Annotated in this window: 19 protein-coding genes and 1 pseudogene; 7 read left to right on the top strand and 13 right to left on the bottom strand. The window is 37.9% G+C overall.

The window, feature by feature from the left end; genetic code table 11:
- Positions 1–88 precede the first annotated feature (88 nt).
- Both HRG09_RS20150 and hflX read right to left on the bottom strand, forming a co-directional pair.
- Complete coding sequence (locus tag HRG09_RS20150) at positions 89–1360, bottom strand: methionine gamma-lyase family protein (protein ID WP_174102643.1); 1272 nt, start codon at positions 1358–1360, stop codon at positions 89–91.
- A gap of 19 nt (positions 1361–1379) precedes the next feature.
- Positions 1380–2630 carry a GTPase HflX gene (gene hflX / locus HRG09_RS20145; protein ID WP_174102685.1) on the bottom strand — a complete coding sequence of 417 codons (1251 nt, stop codon included), beginning with the start codon at positions 2628–2630 and terminating at the stop codon, positions 1380–1382.
- Positions 2631–2722: 92 nt separating this feature from the next.
- Here hflX and HRG09_RS20140 point away from each other — a divergent pair, with 92 nt between their 5' ends.
- Entirely contained in the window at positions 2723–3346 is a 624-nt protein-coding gene (locus HRG09_RS20140) for a trimeric intracellular cation channel family protein (protein WP_174102642.1), read from the top strand.
- Positions 3347–3594: 248 nt separating this feature from the next.
- Complete coding sequence (locus tag HRG09_RS29405; RefSeq protein ID WP_001051869.1) at positions 3595–3729, top strand: hypothetical protein; 135 nt, start codon at positions 3595–3597, stop codon at positions 3727–3729.
- Positions 3730–3767: 38 nt separating this feature from the next.
- Here the strand turns inward: HRG09_RS29405 and spoVK are convergent, their stop codons facing one another.
- Positions 3768–4724, bottom strand: a complete 957-nt coding sequence (gene spoVK, locus HRG09_RS20135) for a stage V sporulation protein K (protein ID WP_174102641.1) — start codon at positions 4722–4724, stop codon at positions 3768–3770.
- Positions 4725–4842: 118 nt separating this feature from the next.
- On the opposite strand from spoVK, the gene HRG09_RS20130 reads away from it, so the two are divergent.
- From HRG09_RS20130 to HRG09_RS29830, 4 genes and pseudogenes are all read left to right on the top strand, one after another.
- Positions 4843–5805, top strand: coding sequence for a tyrosine-type recombinase/integrase (locus HRG09_RS20130; RefSeq protein WP_174102640.1), 963 nt, complete (start codon positions 4843–4845; stop codon positions 5803–5805).
- A gap of 114 nt (positions 5806–5919) precedes the next feature.
- Positions 5920–6360: pseudogene (locus HRG09_RS29550) on the top strand (collagen-like repeat preface domain-containing protein); the annotation flags it as partial.
- Between the two features lie 31 nt (positions 6361–6391).
- On the top strand, positions 6392–7915 hold the full coding sequence (locus HRG09_RS29545; protein WP_309232266.1) for a hypothetical protein: 1524 nt from the start codon (positions 6392–6394) through the stop codon (positions 7913–7915).
- Positions 7916–7950: 35 nt separating this feature from the next.
- Positions 7951–8298 (top strand): Gly-Xaa-Xaa repeat protein, encoded by a 348-nt coding sequence (locus tag HRG09_RS29830; protein WP_309232272.1) that lies wholly within the window; start codon positions 7951–7953, stop codon positions 8296–8298.
- A gap of 70 nt (positions 8299–8368) precedes the next feature.
- On the opposite strand, the gene hfq is transcribed toward HRG09_RS29830, so the two are convergent.
- On the bottom strand, positions 8369–8593 hold the full coding sequence (gene hfq / locus HRG09_RS20120; RefSeq protein ID WP_000813896.1) for an RNA chaperone Hfq: 225 nt from the start codon (positions 8591–8593) through the stop codon (positions 8369–8371).
- Positions 8594–8639: 46 nt separating this feature from the next.
- Positions 8640–9569, bottom strand: a complete 930-nt coding sequence (gene miaA, locus HRG09_RS20115) for a tRNA (adenosine(37)-N6)-dimethylallyltransferase MiaA (RefSeq protein WP_174102639.1) — start codon at positions 9567–9569, stop codon at positions 8640–8642.
- Positions 9570–9900: 331 nt separating this feature from the next.
- Here miaA and HRG09_RS20110 point away from each other — a divergent pair, with 331 nt between their 5' ends.
- Positions 9901–10137, top strand: a complete 237-nt coding sequence (locus tag HRG09_RS20110; RefSeq protein ID WP_174102683.1) for a hypothetical protein — start codon at positions 9901–9903, stop codon at positions 10135–10137.
- 94 nt (positions 10138–10231) lie between these two features.
- On the opposite strand, the gene HRG09_RS20105 is transcribed toward HRG09_RS20110, so the two are convergent.
- The 8 genes from HRG09_RS20105 to HRG09_RS20070 form a co-directional block, all read right to left on the bottom strand.
- Positions 10232–11119 carry a cell wall-binding protein EntA gene (locus HRG09_RS20105; RefSeq protein ID WP_174102638.1) on the bottom strand — a complete coding sequence of 296 codons (888 nt, stop codon included), beginning with the start codon at positions 11117–11119 and terminating at the stop codon, positions 10232–10234.
- 362 nt (positions 11120–11481) lie between these two features.
- Positions 11482–13341 (bottom strand): PTS fructose transporter subunit IIABC, encoded by a 1860-nt coding sequence (locus HRG09_RS20100; protein WP_174102637.1) that lies wholly within the window; start codon positions 13339–13341, stop codon positions 11482–11484.
- A gap of 12 nt (positions 13342–13353) precedes the next feature.
- Positions 13354–14265, bottom strand: a complete 912-nt coding sequence (gene pfkB / locus HRG09_RS20095; protein WP_174102636.1) for a 1-phosphofructokinase — start codon at positions 14263–14265, stop codon at positions 13354–13356.
- Positions 14262–15014: a DeoR/GlpR family DNA-binding transcription regulator gene (locus HRG09_RS20090; RefSeq protein ID WP_302480771.1), complete on the bottom strand. Its 753-nt coding sequence runs from the start codon at positions 15012–15014 to the stop codon at positions 14262–14264. Before HRG09_RS20090 ends, pfkB begins: the two co-directional genes overlap by 4 nt.
- 158 nt (positions 15015–15172) lie before the next feature.
- Positions 15173–16336: an iron-containing alcohol dehydrogenase gene (locus tag HRG09_RS20085; protein ID WP_174102634.1), complete on the bottom strand. Its 1164-nt coding sequence runs from the start codon at positions 16334–16336 to the stop codon at positions 15173–15175.
- Between the two features lie 119 nt (positions 16337–16455).
- A complete protein-coding gene (locus HRG09_RS20080) occupies positions 16456–16998 on the bottom strand; it encodes a DUF420 domain-containing protein (RefSeq protein ID WP_174102682.1) in 543 nt (180 codons plus the stop codon).
- A gap of 320 nt (positions 16999–17318) precedes the next feature.
- Positions 17319–17630, bottom strand: coding sequence for a hypothetical protein (locus HRG09_RS20075; RefSeq protein WP_254610134.1), 312 nt, complete (start codon positions 17628–17630; stop codon positions 17319–17321).
- Positions 17631–17718: 88 nt separating this feature from the next.
- Positions 17719–19095 carry a BC_2427 family protein gene (locus HRG09_RS20070; RefSeq protein ID WP_254610133.1) on the bottom strand — a complete coding sequence of 459 codons (1377 nt, stop codon included), beginning with the start codon at positions 19093–19095 and terminating at the stop codon, positions 17719–17721.
- Positions 19096–19230: the final 135 nt, after the last annotated feature.

Raw genomic sequence — 19230 nt, 5'->3', positions numbered from 1 at the left:
TTTTTTTATAAATTTTTTCATTCTTTTTTAAAATGGCACAAATACATTCTTCTATGCAAAAAAAGCTGTCGAAATCGACAGCTTTCCCTTACGAAATTGTTAATAGATTTTTTTCAATTAATGCATCAATTGCGGAACAAATCGCAATCTTCACATGAGAATACGTTAATCCACCTTGTACATAAGCAACATATGGCGGACGAATCGGACCATCTGCTGTTAGCTCAATACTTGCACCTTGAATAAAAGTACCCGCAGCCATGATGACATCATCTTCATAACCCGGCATATAGTTTGGATACGGTGTAAAGTGTGAATTGATCGGAGACGCATATTGAATCGCTTGACAAAACGCAACCATACGCTCTTTGTCATCAAATTGAACAGACTGAATTAAATCTGTTCGTGCAGCATCCCAAGTTGGTGATGTATTCATGCCTAATTTCTCTAAAAATGCAGCTGTAAAAACGGCTCCTTTTAACGCTTGACCAGCAACATGAGGCGCCAAGAAGAAACCTTGATACATTTCTTGCAAGCTGTACAATGATGCCCCAGCTTCCGCTCCAATCCCGGGAGAAGTTAAACGATACGCACAAGCTTCTACATATTGTTCTTTCCCAACAATATAACCACCTGTTTTTACAATTCCACCACCCGGGTTTTTAATGAGAGATCCCGCCATTAAATCCGCTCCAACATGACACGGTTCTAACTCTTCCACAAATTCACCATAACAGTTGTCTACAAATACAACAACATCCGGTTTGATTTCTTTAACAAACGAGATCATCTCTTTAATCTCTGAAATGGTAAATGACGGACGTGTTGCATACCCTTTCGAACGCTGAATGCCAATCATTTTCGTATTTTCATGAATTGCCGCTTCTACAGCTTTAAAGTCAACTCGCCCTTCTGCTGTTAACGGTACAGCGTTATAACCAATGTTATATTCTTTAAAAGAACCAACACCTTTACCACGCACACCGACAATCTCTTCTAACGTGTCATACGGTTTCCCTGTTATATATAACAACTCGTCATCAGGTCGTAAAATACCAAATAAAGCTGTTGAAATCGCATGTGTACCCGAAATAATTTGCGGACGAACAAGTCCTGCCTCTGCTCCAAATACATCAGCATACACCTTTTCTAATGTGTCACGACCGATATCATCATAACCATACCCTGTCGTTGGGATAAAGTGTGAATCACTAATTTTATGCTCACGAAAACTTTCTAATACGCGAAATTGATTACTTTCAATTACTGCATCAATGCGTTTATGTACACCTGTAATTTGTTCTTCTACTTCTTTTACAATAGGAGCGATTCTATCTCCATTTTTCAAACGATCAAACATTTTTATTCTCTTCTCCTTTTTACACTAAAAATCTCTTTAATTGTCCATTTAATGGTGAGTGAGCAAATATATAACCTGTACATTCATACAAAAACTCATTTTCTTTGAATTCCATCCCGGTTAACACCGTTTCTGTTTTTAAAAGCGTTAGTAATCTACCTTCGTTTGGAGGAATCATAACCCTATACGATTCCATCTCTTCCATCATCTTCATTTCTACTGATTCTTTCAAGTGTAATAAATCTACTTCCTCAAAAGCACTTGTCATAAGAAAATCACTATTTGGAAACGGAATAAAATTCTGATGTAATTGATCTTTTTTATTGTAAACCGTAATAATTGGAATATGATCGATTTTAAGGTCTTGTAGTAATTGTTTCACAGTCTGTTCATGCCCTACATAATTCGGATCTGCAGAATCAACGACGTGCAAAATCACATCCGCTTCCCCCGCTTCTTCTAGCGTAGAACGAAACGCTGCAACCAATGATGTTGGCAAATCTTGAATAAACCCTACCGTATCAGTTAGCAATACAGTATATCCGCATGGCAATTGCATCTTTCTTGTCGTTGGGTCTAACGTTGCAAACAGTAAATTTTCTTCAAACGTATCCGCTTCTGTTAGTCTGTTAAACAACGTCGATTTCCCAGCATTTGTATAACCAATTAATGCAACTTGAAATACTTGATTACCCTTACGGCGCTGACGATACCTTTTCCGGTGCTCCACAACACCCGCTAGCTGTTTCTTAATTTCATCAATACGAGAACGAATATGACGACGATCCGTTTCTAACTTTGTTTCACCAGGACCTCTCGTACCAATCCCACCTCCAAGACGTGATAGCGCTAGTCCCTGTCCCATAAGACGCGGCATTGTGTATTGCAGTTGAGCTAATTCCACCTGAAGCTTACCTTCTCTTGATTTTGCACGCTGAGCAAAAATATCCAATATCAGTTGTGTTCGATCAATCACCCTTGCATCTAATACAGAAGATAAATTACGAATTTGACTAGGCGTTAACTCATTATTAAATATAATAACGGCCGGTTCTAGTTCTTCCGTCAGCGCTGCAAGTTCTTCTAATTTCCCCTTACCTATGTATGTAGCAGGATGAAATTTCGGTCGTTTTTGCGTTGTAGATACCAAAACTTCCGCACGAGCTGTCTTCGCAAGCGACGCAAGCTCTTTCATGGAATGCATAAACCGTTCATCATCATCTTGCGGCAATTGACAGCCAACTAATATGACTTTTTCTTTTTCTTCCATCAAATATGTTCACTCATCCTTTTCGAAATTTAAACCTTCTAATATAATAACAGAGGAAGCATATTTCATCTAGTTAGCGGGGGAGAAAATTCATGGCATGGGAGATTTTTAGCATCATTGGTACAATTGCCTTCGCACTCAGCGGAGCTATTGTCGCAATGGAAGAAGATTACGATATTTTCGGGGTATATATTTTAGGAATGGCAACTGCATTTGGGGGAGGTGCCCTTCGTAACTTATTAATCGGTTATCCAATCGTCGCGTTTTGGCAACAGGACATGTTATTTCAAATCGCACTCTTATCAATGACGATTATCTTTCTATTTCCAAATAAACTCATTACACATTGGAAACGGTGGGAAAACATCACGGATGCTATCGGCTTATCAGCATTCGCGATACAAGGAGCTCTTTACGCACAAAAACTCAATTTACCTATTAGCGCTACAATTGTCGCATCCGTTTTAACAGGGATTGGCGGCGGTATCATTCGCGATTTATTAGCACGTCGAAAACCTCTCGTCCTTCGTGCAGAAGTATATGCATTTTGGACGATTTTAGCAGGATTTTTAATCGGTGCCAAAATCGTTGTTAGCGATTGGGCTTTATATACTTTATTCATTTTGATTGTTTGCTTCCGTATGATTTCTATTCATTACAGATGGCATTTGCCACACAGACGCTTAGATAGTAAAGAGCGTTCCATTCATAAATAGTAACTTCATCCCTTTACAGATCGTAAAGGGTTTTTTCTTTTCTAACGTGTTTTTCCGCCCATAGTGTCCATACTAAATTTTAAAGAGAGGTGAACATAATGACCAACCACGTAAACAAAGGAGCTCAAAAAAGCTCAGTCAATCAAATTCATTTCGACCCAAAATCTGCCCATGAAAAAAGTAAAAAGATGGAGCGATATCATAGGGCATATCAACAAAAAGCTAAAGAAGAATAGAGGTGATAAGAAATGGCAAAAGGAAATAATAACCGCAATCGCGGACAAAGTAGTAGCGTTAATCCACAAGGACTTGCATCAGATGTAGCTGATACAAGTCCAAAAAGCAAATTAGAGCAACGAGCAAAAACAAAAAATACAAAATAAAGCATGATGCATTTTTCCACACAAATTAAACGCACAGTTTATGAACTGTGCGTCTCTTCTTCTAGCGTTAAATCACCACTTGATATCCCAATTAAATCATACTTATCGTATGCATCCTCTTGCAATAAGCGCATCGCTTGTGTTCGAATGGATTTCTCAACAATATTCCGGACATAACGCCCATTACTAAACGATGCAATTTGTGACGAATACTTCACCGCATGTAAATGATCCCGGAATTTCCACTCCGCCTCTTTTGATAACTGATATTCTCGCTCGTCATACATTCTCTTTCCAATTTCGAGCAACTGATTCACTGTATAATCCGCAAACTCAATAATAAACGGGAAGCGCGATTGTAAACCTGGATTTAAAGAAAGGAAATGATTCATCTCTCTTGAATATCCAGCTAAAATCAAAACAAACCCATGTTGCTTATCTTCCATATGTTTGACAAGCGTATCAATCGCTTCTTTTCCAAAGTCTTTCTCTCCACCACGCGCTAGGGAATATGCCTCATCAATAAACAATATTCCACCCATAGCTTTTTTTATTAAATCTCTTGTTTTTTGTGCTGTATGCCCAATATATTCTCCCACGAGATCCGCGCGTTCCGCCTCGACCAAATGCCCTTTTGATAAAATGTTCATTTCAAATAATAATTTCCCGATCATTCTTGCAACAGTTGTTTTTCCTGTTCCCGGATTTCCCTTAAATAACATATGAAGCACTTGCTTTTCTGATTTCAAACCAATTTCTTGTCTTTTCTTATTCACATAAATCCATGCATAAATTTCTTTTATTATTTTTTTTATATCTTCCATTCCAACAAGTTTACCCATTTCCTCTTCGATTCGCTGTAGCATCTCATGCTTCGTAGACGTTTCCTGTGAAATTACGGATTTGTTTTCTGAAGCAGGTACTGAAACTTTTTTTCGGTGATTTAACACGATATTAATTTGATTATTATTTTTCTTTCGCATCGATTGTTCCATCCAATCACCTCTTTTTATCAACTAACCAAATAATATTATTAATATTTCCACTTCCCCTACAAATAACTATTTTCAGAAAAATTTGCTATAATATAAGAAAAAACAGGGTGGTGGGAATATGGAAACACGGGAACTTCATGATACAATACAAGCTTTTTCTTCTTTTTTATTAAATCAAGGCCGAAAACCTTCAACAATCAAACGTTATGTCTATGACATTGAAGATTTCGGGCATTGGTTAGAAAAAAACAAAAAACTTTCCTCTAGTAATATATGGGATACACTTTGTACAAAAGACTACGAAGATTATTTTTCCGACTTAAAAAAGAAACGACATTACTCTGAAAAAACAATGCACCGTGTATTTATTGTCTTAAATAGACTATACCAGTTTTTAAATCTCCCAAACCCATTAAAAGACATGGAACTCATCATCCAGCCTAATCGTGCGTTACGTGATGAGGACTTCATTTCAAAAGATGATGAAAAACGCTTAAAACATACTCTAACCTCATTAGAGGGATTATCAGAGAAACAACGCCCTGTCCGTCCATTACTAATGGATCGTAATATCTCTATTGTTAATTTACTCATCGATTACGGCTTATCCCTACAAGAACTTGTATCATTAAATATGCATCACGTTCATTTTGAAACGAATACAATTTCCATTCCAGCAGTAGCAGGGGTTGAAAGAACCATTCAATTAACTGACGAAGACAAAAAACAACTATATAATTATTATAAAACAATTCCTGAGCCAGTTCGCCCCAAATACCATAGTGATGACCCATTGTTTGTAGCATTCGATTTCAATCGTAATACATATCGGTGGGTGTACGAAAATGATGCTCCAAAAGCACTAACAGAAATAGCAGTCCAAAAAATGATTCGCCTTGAGGTAGCTAGAGCAAATTTACGAAAAGGAATTTCCAGTCAACATTTTCGAAATACCTTTATTTTACGATTAATTGAACAACACATCCCAGAACAAGAAATTATAAAACGTGTTGGTTTTAAATCAAAAATTTCCTTGAAAAGGTATTATCAATATGCAAAACAAAAAGAAAACGCCTCCTAAATAGGCGTTTTTACTATTTTTATATAAACAGCCCGTTTCCCTATTCCTTTTTACATTTAACTTGCATCTACTATGGTAGGTTTTTAACTATCTCCATTAGAAAGGAGCATTTTAATGTCTCACTCTAACGATAATTCGAAAAAGACTTCAAAACCTTATTTCCCAACACAACCTCGCCGTATTCCAGCTGTTCATTATACCCCTATCCCTGAATTATACGTGAATCTTTTTTCTGATACCTTAAGCGATCTAACCGATATTATTCCGACTGTATTTTCTAATCCAACACATTCTAATAAAAAAGAACTCACTAACCTATTAGAAATAATAAAAGGATTACTGGAACGTTTAAACTTATCACTTACACAACGAGAAACTGGCATTGCAATTGTCGAAAATTCAATTACGATTTTAGATAATGAACCTTTTGTAGCAAATGCAACTTATATTGAATTACAAAACTTACTCAACTTTTCACTGTACATCACTAAGTTATTTAGACTTAATCATCAGGTGTCCCAAAAAATCATCGAACAAATAAAGAAATTACAAATTACCTTACTACAAATTGCACCAGTTGGAATGATTGGGCCTCAAGGCGAGCGTGGACCTCTGGGAGAGCGTGGACCTCAAGGCGAACGTGGCTCTCAGGGGGAGCAAGGGCCTCAAGGCGAACAAGGACCTCAAGGCGAACAAGGACCCCAAGGCGAACAAGGACCTCAAGGCGAACAAGGACCTCAAGGCGAACAAGGACCTCAAGGCGAACAAGGACCTCAAGGCGAAACTGGACCTCAGGGGGAGCAAGGACCTCAAGGCGAACAAGGACCTCAAGGCGAACAAGGACCTCAAGGCGAAACTGGACCTCAGGGGGAGCAAGGACCCCAAGGCGAACGTGGCTCTCAGGGGGAGCAAGGACCTCAAGGCGAACAAGGACCTCAGGGGGAGCAAGGACCTCAAGGCGAACAAGGACCTCAAGGCGAACAAGGACCTCAGGGTGGGCAAGGGCCTCAAGGTGAACAAGGACCTCAAGGCGAACAAGGACCTCAAGGCGAACAAGGACCTCAAGGCGAACAAGGACCTCAAGGCGAACGTGGCTCTCAGGGGGAGCAAGGACCCCAGGGTGAACAAGGACCTCAAGGCGAACGTGGACCTCAGGGCGAACAAGGACCTCAGGGCGAACAAGGGCTTCAAGGTGAACAAGGACCTCGAGGCGAGCAAGGACCCCAAGGCAAACGTGGACCTCAGGGCGAACAAGGACCTCAGGGGGAGCAAGGACCTCAAGGCGAACAAGGGCTTCAAGGCGAACAAGGACCTCAAGGCGAACAAGGACCTCAGGGAGAACAAGGGCTTCAAGGTGAACAAGGACCTCGAGGCGAGCAAGGGCTTCAAGGCGAACAAGGGCTTCAAGGTGAACGTGGACCTCAAGGTGAGCAAGGACCTCAGGGAGAACAAGGGCTTCAAGGTGAACAAGGACCTCAAGGTGAGCAAGGACCTCAAGGTGAGCAAGGACCTCAGGGAGAACAAGGGCTTCAAGGCGAACGTGGACCTCAAGGCGAACAAGGACCTCAAGGCGAGCGTGGACCTCAAGGCGAACAAGGACCTCAGGGCGAGCGTGGACCTCAAGGCGAACAAGGACCTCAGGGCGAGCGTGGACCTCAAGGCGAACAAGGACCTCGAGGCGAGCAAGGGCTTCAAGGCGAACAAGGGCTTCAAGGTGAACAAGGACCTCAAGGTGAACGTGGACCTCAGGGAGAACAAGGGCTTCAAGGTGAACAAGGACCTCAAGGCGAACGTGGACCTCAGGGAGAACAAGGGCTTCAAGGTGAACAAGGACCTCAAGGCGAACAAGGACCTCAGGGAGAACAAGGGCTTCAAGGTGAACAAGGACCTCAAGGCGAACAAGGACCTCAAGGCGAACAAGGACCTCAAGGTGAACAAGGACCTCAGGGCGAGCGAGGACCTCAAGGCGAACGTGGACCTCAAGGCGAACAAGGACCTCAAGGCGAACAAGGACCTCAAGGCGAACAAGGACCTCAAGGTGAACAAGGACCTCAGGGCGAGCGAGGACCTCAAGGCGAGCGAGGACTTCAGGGGTTTAGCTTTCCGGTAACTACAGCTGTACTAAAAAGTACACTTCCACAAGTTATAGAACCTAATCAAAACATACAGTTTAACCTTACATCAAGCATAAATAACATGCATTTCAATGCAACAGATACAATCACAATCCTTGAAGATGGTGTTTATATCATTGACTTTTCAGCTTCAACAATATTTTCAGGATCAGCTCCCTTTGGCTTTGGTATTTCCATTAATGGCAATATACCTTCAGATAACTTTTCAGCAAACGCAATTGGGAGCTCAATTACATTTTCAAGCATCGAAACTTTAAAAGCACGAACTACAATTGCTATTCAATCTACTACTAATACAATCACTATTCCCGCTACAGGTGATACCACTGTTAGACTCACTATATTCCGTATTCATTAGAGGATGTTTAAAAGCACATAAATAAAAAAGAGCGAATCCCTCGCTCTTTTTTATTGTGTACATTTCCTTGTTACTCTAGTTCAATTGAAACATTTTTTTGTGGAACAAATGTAGAAATAGCATGTTTATAAATAAGCTGTTGCTTACCTTCTGTTTCCAATAAAACTGTAAAGTTATCAAAACCTTTAATCAATCCACGAAGCTGGAAACCATTTAATAAGTACAGCGTCACAAACGTATTTTCTTTACGGAGTTGATTTAAAAACTGATCTTGAATATTGATTGATTGCTTCATGTCGAATCCTCCTCTTTTTCTCTACTTACTTATTATTCGACTTTAATTATAGCTTTCCTTCTATGTACCGCAAAATTTCTGCTGTTTTTTCACCTTCGGTCACATCAAACCACGCGACATCCATTTTATTACGGAACCATGTTAATTGACGTTTTGCATAGCGTCGTGAATTTGTTTTCAATTGAGCTATCGCTTCTTCCAGCGAAACACGACCTTCAAAATAACTATATAATTCTTTATAACCAATTGCTTGGATCGATTGACAGTCCCGAACACCACTTTCATACAAGGCCTTTACCTCTTGCAACAAACCTTGTTCGACCATAAGATCGACACGCAAGTTGATGCGATCATATAACATTTCACGATCCATCGTCAAGCCAATTAATGAAACATCATATAGCAACTCATTTTCCTGTCCTTCAAGTTGATCACTCATTTTCTGACCTGTCGTATGAAAAATTTCCAAAGCACGGATAACACGTCTTACATTATTTGCATGTATTCGATTCGCACTTTCTGGATCAACCCCTTGCAGTTTCTTATGTACACATTCTACACCATGTTCTGTCGCTAGTTTTTCCAATTTCTCTCGATATACAGAGTCTCCAGCTTTATCTGTAAACTGATAGTCATATAAAACTGCTTGTATATAAAGGCCGGTACCCCCAACAATAATCGGTAATTTTCCACGTTCTGTAATCTCTCGAATATGTCCTCGAACAAGCTCTTGAAATTCCGCCACAGAAAATGAATCTTCCGGATTTTTAATATCGATCATGTAATGCGGAATCCCTTCCGTTTCTTCTTTTGTTACCTTAGCTGTCCCGATATCCATCGTACGATAAATTTGCATCGAGTCTCCGCTAATGATTTCACCATTTAAAGCTTTCGCAAGATCAATGCTTAATTTCGTCTTTCCTACCGCAGTCGGCCCGATGATGACAGCAACTTTTTCACGTTGCAGTTCTCCCATATACTTCAACTCTCTTTATGTAATCTTATCCATCTGATCATTATATCCAATCTTACCAATTTTGATAGTCATAATGCAAGTTCTTTCAATACGGTAAATGAAATTCAAAAATAAAAACGACAATCCCATAATCAATAGGAACATCTTCCTTCCCTCACCGATTATCATTCCTAACTATAATCAACATTTTATAGAGTTTTATATTTCACGCCTCTCTCTGAATCTTGAGGTGCGTTCCTTGCCACCCACAAACAGTAAAATAAAATTGACATAGTTTGTCCAACGAGACATATATATGATAAAAAATAAGATCGGAGAGGATATAATGAAAATCGGACAAGCCGCTATTAATTTTTCAACATTAACAGAAGAACTCATTTTAGCAACAGCAGTAAAAGAAAAGAACTGCTCACAAGAAGAATTATATTTCGCTTTAAACTGCTTACTACGTTCCTTTCATACATTATTAAATTACCAAACTTTAGACGAATCAACTAAACAATATGCACAAACTCAATTCTGTAGTGCTTATAAGATTATTACAGGACGAACTGTATATCCATTTTAAAATCACAAAAACGGCTGTTAGGAAATTCCTAACAGCCTGAAAAACCAGCACTCAACGTTTGTAAACTGGATTTATTTTTTTAGCAACAATAACATTATTTTAAAACTTTCACTTTAACAGTTTTACGCCCCCATTTGTTAGCAACTGCGTCAGTGCCAACTAGAACGTCGATACGGTTACCTTTAATTGCACCGCCAGTGTCACCAGCGATTGCTTCTCCATATCCTTCTACCCATACTTTTGATCCTAATGGAATCACTTTCGGGTCAACAGCAATCATCTTCATGTTTGGATTTGCTGTTAGGTCGTGACCCATTGCAGTTAATACTCGACCGCCATATGTACCATTTTCGCTCGGATGAGCTGTATATGCTGTCGCTACAACTGTTAGTTCACGACCACCAGAAGGAGCATTTGTTTCTGCCGCTTTTACTTGAGTAGCTGGCTTAGCAGCTGGTTTTTCTTGTGCCGCTGGAGCTTTTGCCTCTGCTTTGGCAGGTGCTTCAGCTTTGGCAGGTGCAGGCGTTTCTTGTTTTTCAATAATAGGTGCTGTACCTGTTAAATAAGGAAGATGAACGTAAGCCGTTTTCCCGTTATATTCGAATTGCAACCACTCATTTTGTACTTGGCTTGTTGTTTCAATCATATCGTCTTTCTTAAGCGTACCAAGAATTTCTGAGTTTGTGTTCGCTTCAGCACGTACGTTTAATACGTTTGCTGTTACATAATAGATGTTTTTTGTAAATTCTGCACTTACGAATACGTCTTTACCATTTAATTTGATTTGTGACCATCCGTTTTCTGTATTTGTAACCTCTAATTTATGACCATTTAATAATTTCCCTACAATTTTTGATTCAGTAGTTGGGTTCTCGCGTACATTTAATACCTCTGTTGTTACAACAGTTTCTGCTTGTGCAGAAGTAGTGAAAATCCCAAGACCAAAAACCGCTGCTGCTGCTATACCAATTAATTTTTTCATGAATAGCCTCCATTCGCTTTGTTTTCGTGTCCTCATTATAGCAACAGTTTTTTTCGAAATTAGGAAAAACACACAATTACAAACGATTCGTAATCAACCATTAATGCTTTGTAATATAAAGTAGAATAAAAGAAAATAGTGTTCTATACGTATTTTTAAGAGCTTTTATCATTTTCCCCTTTCAAATACATATGTTTTTTTTGCAATAAAAGTAACAGTATTACCATCTTGTTACAAAAAAACAGCAAAACATTACAATTCTTCATTACGTTATGTTATTTTATGTAATAAACCACATACATAACGTATGCTAAAAACCAAAAATGACATCTACCTAGTATGGCAGCTGTCATTTTTAGTTTTTATGAATTTTTCTTTTTCCATACACCTAACATAAGAGCTGATACTACAGAACCTATTAATATAGAAAGAATATATAAAATTGGTTTATTCACTAATAATATAACAAATATTCCACCGTGCGGGGCTGGCAATGTAATTCCAAACAACATTGATAACGCACCAGCAAGACTCGAACCGATAACACAACTTACAATTACACGGATTGGATCAGCTGCTGCAAATGGGATTGCTCCTTCTGTAATAAATGACGCTCCCATAATATAGTTTGTAATACCTGATTTACGCTCTGCTTCTGTAAATTTTGATTTGAAAAATGTAGTTGCAAAAGCAATCGCAAGTGGTGGTACCATTCCACCAGCCATAACAGCTGAATGCACACCAAAGTTTCCAGCCTCAATTGCAGCAATCCCAAATGTAAATGCTGCTTTATTAATAGGGCCACCCATATCAACTGCCATCATGCCACCTAAAATAAGCCCTAATAATATAGCATTTGCACCGCCTAAACCATTTAACCAACTCGTTAACGCCTCATTTAAAGCGACAACAGGAGGGTTTACAACTTTCAACATTAATACACCTGTAAGTAACAAACCTAGTACTGGATATAATAAAACGGGTTTAATCCCTTCTAATTGCGCTGGTAAACTTGCCAACACTTTCTTTAAACCAAGTACAATATAACCAGCTAAGAAACCAGCAATTAATCCACCTAAAAATCCAGCATTTGCTTGCGCCGCTAAAAATCCACCGACAATACCAGGCATAAATCCTGGTCGATCCGCAATAGAACTTGCAATAAATCCAGCTAATATCGGAACAAGGAATTGAAATGCTCCTTTACCTCCAATTGACATTAACGTTTCTGCAATCGGACCTTTCGTATCAATTCCACCGAAGAAAAAGGCCAGCGCAATTAAAATACCTCCACCGACAACGAAAGGTAGCATGTTACTAACACCATTCATTAAATGCTTATATATACCAAATCCTTTTTCTTTCTCTGCTCCCTCTGCTTTTTCACTTTCTTTTACACCTTTAAAAATGGGAGCATCTCGATCTACAGCACGCTGAATAAGTTGTTCTGACTTTCGGATACCATCTGCAACAGGTACTTGAATCACGTGTTTTCCAGAGAAACGATTCATTTCTACTTGCTTATCTGCCGCAACGATAATAGCTGTTGCACGCTCGATATCCTCTTTCGTTAAACCATTTTTCACACCAGTAGATCCGTTTGTTTCCACCTTAATCGTAATTCCTAACTCTGCGGCTTTAGCCTTCAAACTATCCGCCGCCATATATGTGTGAGCGATACCAGTCGGACAAGCCGTTACTGCTAATACATATGGTTCATTTCCTTCAGGTTTTGTTACTTCACTAAGTTCATCTGTTTGCTCGTTTTCATTTTCTTTTTCATCAAACAAACGAAGAAGCTCCTCTTCATTTGTTGCTTCTAACAGTTGTTTACGAAACCCTTCCTCCATTAATAGAGTAGATAAGCGAGATAGCGTTTCTAAGTGCGTATTGTTCGCCCCTTCACTCGCCGCAATCATAAAGAATAAATGAGCTGGTTGCCCATCAAGCGATTCATAGTTGACACCGCTTACACTACGACCAAAACAAATAGCTGGTTGTTTAACCGCTTTTGTTTTTGCATGTGGAATAGCAATTCCTTCGCCAATTCCAGTTGTACTCTGCATTTCACGCTTTAAAATAGCCTCTTTAAATTCCGCTTGGTTATTTAACCTTCCTGCCTTTTCTAATTTCTCTACTAATTCATCGATGACAGCTTCTTTTGCTGAAGCTGTCAAATCCATGATAACTGTATCTCTTTTTAAAAGCTCTGTAATTTTCATATTCTGTTCCCCCTACCGCTTTGTAATCATTACTTGCGATAATAATTCCTCTACTTTATCTTTCGTACATAAATCAGCCGAAAAAGCTGTCGCGCTTCCTGTTGCTACCCCATAACGAAATGCTTCTTCAACATCTTTTGTTTTTTCATATATCCCTACAAAACCTGCAACAAGAGAATCTCCCGCTCCAACAGAGTTGATAACCGTTCCGTTTGGCACAGTTGCCTCGTATACTCCTTCATTAGTAAATAGCAAAGCTCCATCTCCTGCCATAGAAACAATTACATTCTGCACACCTTGTTCAATTAACTTTCTGCCATATGGAACCATTTCTTCTACTGTAGAAAGCTTTTCTGCAAATAATTCTCCAAATTCATGATGATTCGGTTTTATTAAAAATGGTTTATTTTGAATTACATGCTGAAGTGCACTTCCACTCGCATCAACAATGACCTGAATATGACGTTCTGCTCCAAAATTAGCCATTGTTTCATAAAATGTTTTTGGAATCGATGCAGGAATACTACCGGCTAATACAAGATAATCACCAGCTTGCATCTTCTCCATTTTTTTCAGCAACTGCCTCATTTGTTCATCTGTAATAACCGGTCCTTTCCCGTTCAGTTCTGTTTCTTCATGTCCTTTTATTTTTACGTTAATACGCGAGTCTCCATCTACATGAACAAAATCGGTCTTAACACCTTCACCCTTCAAAATATCTTCAATAAATCCACCTGTAAATCCACCTATAAAACCAAGTGCTGTATTCTCTCTTCCAAGTCGATGAAGCACACGGGATACATTAATCCCTTTCCCACCTGGAAATTTCATATCTTCTTTCGCTCGATTGACAGTTCCAATCGTAAAATTCTCTGCTTGAACCACATAATCAATCGATGGATTTAAAGTAACTGTATAAATCATCGTTTATCAACCTCAATTACATTTGTTTTTCGTTTATATTCTTCTTGCTCTTCTTCTAATACATTTGTAATAATTGTCGCTTCTTCAATACCTGCAATTTTCGCAAATGCAACTTCAGAAAATTTGCTTTCATCTATTAAAAAATAGCCTTCATTTGCTAGTGTTAACGCCATTTTTTTCAGCAACGCTTCTTCCGGGTCAGGTGTTGTATATCCTAGCTGTTCATGCACACCATTCGCCCCTAAGAAACACTTATCAAATCGGTACTGCTGCATGCTTTCTTGTGCCATTGCACCAATTAATGCTTTTGTTCGACTCTTCATCATCCCGCCAAGTAAATAAGCACGAATATTATTTTCGACTAGCGATTCAATATGCATAAGCCCATTTGTCACAACGGTAACTTCTCTCTCTATTAAATACGGAATCATTTCAAATGTTGTACTTCCTGCATCTAAATAAACGCAATCACCTTTTTCCACAAAAGACGCAGCATGTTTAGCGATTTTCTTTTTCACTTGAATGTTTTTGGCTGATTTTTCAACCATTGTAGGCTCTTCACCTTTTCCAGTTAATATAGCAGCACCGCCATGTACTCTTTTTAATAAACGCTCTTTTTCTAATTGCGCTAAATCACGACGGATCGTTGATTCTGAACTTCCAGTTTCTTCTGTTAATTGTTGTAATTTTACTACTTTTCTCTCTTTCACAAGCTGTAAAATTAGCTGATGACGTTCAGGAGTTAACATATCACTCACCTCTTCTTTGATTACAGTATAATGAAACAGAATCCAAAAATCAATCAAAAACATCCAAATTCATTCAAATATAACCACAAAACATTCAATAACACTCAAAAAGCCTTCTTGATACATATCAAGAAGGCTTTTTAAATTACTTTTATTCTTTATAATGAGGCTCTATAAATCGCTATTACATCTTCTTTATTTAATTTCTTAAAATGACCGAATTCACCATATACCATCGCTTTTTCAGCCATTACACCAATTTTCTCTTCTCCAATTTCATAGTCAGCTAAACGGGATGGCGCTTCAATAGATGTCCAAAAGTCTCTCAAAGCTTTAATACCTTCTAAGGCAATTTCCTTATCCGTTTTTCCATCTGTTTCTACATGAAATACACGCACCGCAAATTGTTTAAAGCGGTCTACACGTTCATCTAAAACATGCTTCATCCAATTCGGGAATAAAATCGCTAAGCCACCACCGTGCGGAATATCATACACAGCTGAAACAGCGTGCTCAATATTATGCGTTGCCCAATCACCGCGGACGCCCATTGCTAAAATACCATTTAGCGCCATTGTCCCGCAATATAAAATCGTTTCTCGATGCTCATAGCTTTCTAAATCATTTAAAAGTTTTGGAGCTGTTTCAATTACCGTTTTTAAAATAGATTCACAGTAACGGTCTTGTAGTTCTGTATTTATACCTTGATGAAAGTATTGTTCTAACACATGCGACATAATATCAACCATACCGTAGATCGTTTGGTTTCGCGGAACAGAAGCTGTATGAGTCGGATCTAAAATAGAAAACTGTGGGAAAGTAACAGGACTACCCCATCCATACTTTTCATTCGTTTCCCAATTTGTAATAACAGAACCTGCATTCATCTCAGAACCTGTTGCTGCAAGAGTTAGTACTGTACCAAATGGTAAAGCTTCATTTGCAAATGCTTTCTTTGTCACAATATCCCATACATCACCATCGTATTTACTACCGGCAGCAATTGCTTTCGTACAATCGATAACACTTCCACCACCGACAGCTAAAATAAATTGAATATCGTTTTCTTTGCAGATTTGAATCCCCTTGTTTACAGTAGATAAACGCGGGTTTGGCTCAACACCTGTTAACTCAAAAATTTCTGCATCAATTTCTTTTAAGATAGCGATTACATTATCATATATACCATTTCGTTTAATACTCCCCCCACCATATACGAGAAGAACCTTTTTACCATACTGGGGGATCTCCGTCTTTAATTGCTCTAATTGTCCTTGGCCAAAAATAAGCTTTGTCGGATTACGAAACACAAAATTTTGCATAATTCCCTATCCATCCTTCCACTATAAAAGTTACTATACTTTTGTATAACATATTTTTTTCATTTCACAAAAATATTTGCCTTAACAAAAAAATCCTAGCCAAAAAGGCTAGGATCATTTTATTGATAATACGGCGAAATCATTAAATAAACGATAACACCTGAAAGGCTTACATATAACCAAATTGGCATCGTCCAACGTACAATCTTACGGTGACGAGTCAATTGATTTGTAAAACCATATACAAGTGCGAATAATGCAAGTGGTACAATAATTGCTGCAAGGAAAATATGCGTAATTAAAATAATGAAGTACACATATTTAATTACCCCTTCTCCACCGAAATGCGTCGCTGGTGCCAAGTAATGATACGTTAAATAGGAAACACAAAATAGCAATGTTGTTGTAAATGCCGCAAGGATAAAACCTCGGTGCATCTTTACATTCTTTTTAATAATAGAAAATAATGCTGCCAATAAAAAAACAAATGTAAAACTGTTAAAAATTGCATTTAACATCGGCAATATTGTTACATCAAAATGTACTTCTCCCTTGTACCCAACAGGTCCAAAAAACAAAAATAAAATAATCGCATTGACGATCACAGAAAGCGTTATCACAATAGGAGCATAGCTCTTCTGATTATTTAATCGATCCGTCAAATTGTTCACTCCCTTTTCCTCTTCTACATATGTATAGTTAACCTCACTATTTTAACATATTATTCACAGTGCAAATGTGACAATACTTTGACACCGTCAAGTTAAACAAAGAAAAAATCCTTCTTAATCGTACTTCTTAAGAAGGATTTTATCGCTTTATTATTTAAATAGCAATTCGTTTAATTTTTGTTAAAAAACATGTCACTATACGCTTGATAAATCTCTGATACTTGATAGCCCATTAATGAGATTGCTGTTAGTGAAAAGAAACCGATCATAAGAAATCGAAACCACATATTATTCTCCTCCTTGTATTTAGCTTATAAACAATACGCTGCATTACAAGTCAGATCGCAATCTCCTTCTTCCGCTTCCTTTCTCTTCACAATTGCTGTTATAAACCGAATCATAAAGAATGTAATAAACGGAAGTTCCATCCGTTTATTATTGGCATAGCTGAGCAACGGTTCCCGCTCTAAATCGGACAGAGATGAGAAGGAATAGAACATACCTTGCTCTTCCATGTATACAATTACAATTTTTAAACAAAATAAAATCCCAAGAAATGAAACAATATCTTGCCACCCTGTTGTATATAATACATTATAAAGATCCAATACGTACTCTTCCATTATCACCCCTCCTTCCTTTTTCATCATTTTCCTTGCCTGTATATAAAAAGTCAAGAAAAATGTTTCATATCCACTATGGCAATAGTGACTATATAATTTCTATTTGTACTTCTTGTTCTTGTAATATTTGAACGACTAACTCTAAGATCATGTTTTGCATTAACTGATACACTTTTTTTTGAGACATACTTTTCTCATTTGAGCATGCTACGATATACTCAATACGCTGCAAAATATAACCATCCACAAGTAAAATGCCTTTTTCAACTGTTACAGGATTCTGCTTTACATTTTTAGCTTCTGGTGAAAAAAGTTTACTATCCGTCAAAATAACCTCCTGCGAAATCCCTTTAATTCCTGTGACTTTTTCTTGAAATATCACTTTTTCTTTCAAACCAATCTCAGTTTTATACTTTCCTATTTCTATCGGCAGTCTCGTCGTTATATAATTATTAGATATGCTATCTTTTTTCTCTTTTGATACCATGTTGTGCATAGGAGTCCAAAATGATTGTTTTATATAACTATCCCCAAAATCGCTTATATCTTCCAAGTTTATAACTTCTAAAAGCACCCTATTTTCAAAAAGCTTTGAAGAAATGAAATAACAATATGGCTCTTCATGATAATGATGTACTGTAGCTAACATCTTTGCCTCTAATTCATTAAGCATTTTCTCCGTTTCATTTTGAAATATAAATACTTCTTCATCTTTACTACTTAAAATAGGTAGGTTTAAAAAATCAGATACTTCAGCAACAGTAGAAAATGGGGTTTTTACAATTATAGAACGTGCTGCACTTCCATTTTTCAATTCAGAGGCAGAGTTATCCGCTTCCTTTTTCTCTTCCGCCGATTTCTCCTCTTCTACGCTCTGTTCAATCGGTTCATCTGCTTCCTTGTCTCCTTCCGCTGATTTCTCCCCTTCTACGCTCTCTTCAATCGATTTATCTGCTTCCTTACCCCTTTCCGCTGATTTCTCCTCTTCTACGCTCTCTTCAATCGATTTATCTGCTTCCTTACCCCTTTCCGCTGATTTCTCCTCTTCTACGCTCTCTTCAATCGATTTATCTGCTTCCTTTTTCTTTAGAGTTTTTTTGTGTTTAGTAAAAAGTTTATCCTCCATTTTATTACTAATCCACGGATTGGTAGTAATAGTAGGTAGATTTAAAAAATTAGATACTTCAGCATCAGTAGAAAACGTTTTTTTCACGGTTATGGAACGTCCTGCACTTCCTATTTTTAATTCATTTGGAGATTTATTTACTTCCTTATGCTCTTCAGATAATTTTTCCTCTTTCATCCCCTCTTCAATTAATTTGTCTGCTTCCATATGCTCTTTTATCGTTAGATCCTCTTTCACATTTTCTTCAATCAATTTATGTTTTTTCTTGCTCTTTAAAGTTTTTTTATGTTTAGAAAAAAGTTCATCCGCCACTTTAATACTAATCCACGGATTGCTCATCACCAATCACTTCCTAACTGATGAATTGAAAAGTGTATGTATTTTTAAAATATACATAACCGTTTCAACATTATATATGTTTTATAACAATAAAAAAGACATCATCTTTCATATTGAAAGATGATGTCTTTTTTT

This window comes from Bacillus sp. Xin1 (assembly GCF_013314535.1).
Lineage (GTDB): Bacteria > Bacillota > Bacilli > Bacillales > Bacillaceae_G > Bacillus_A.
The sequence above is the reverse complement of the archived record's forward strand: the minus strand, read 5'-3'. Positions and strand labels throughout refer to the sequence as shown.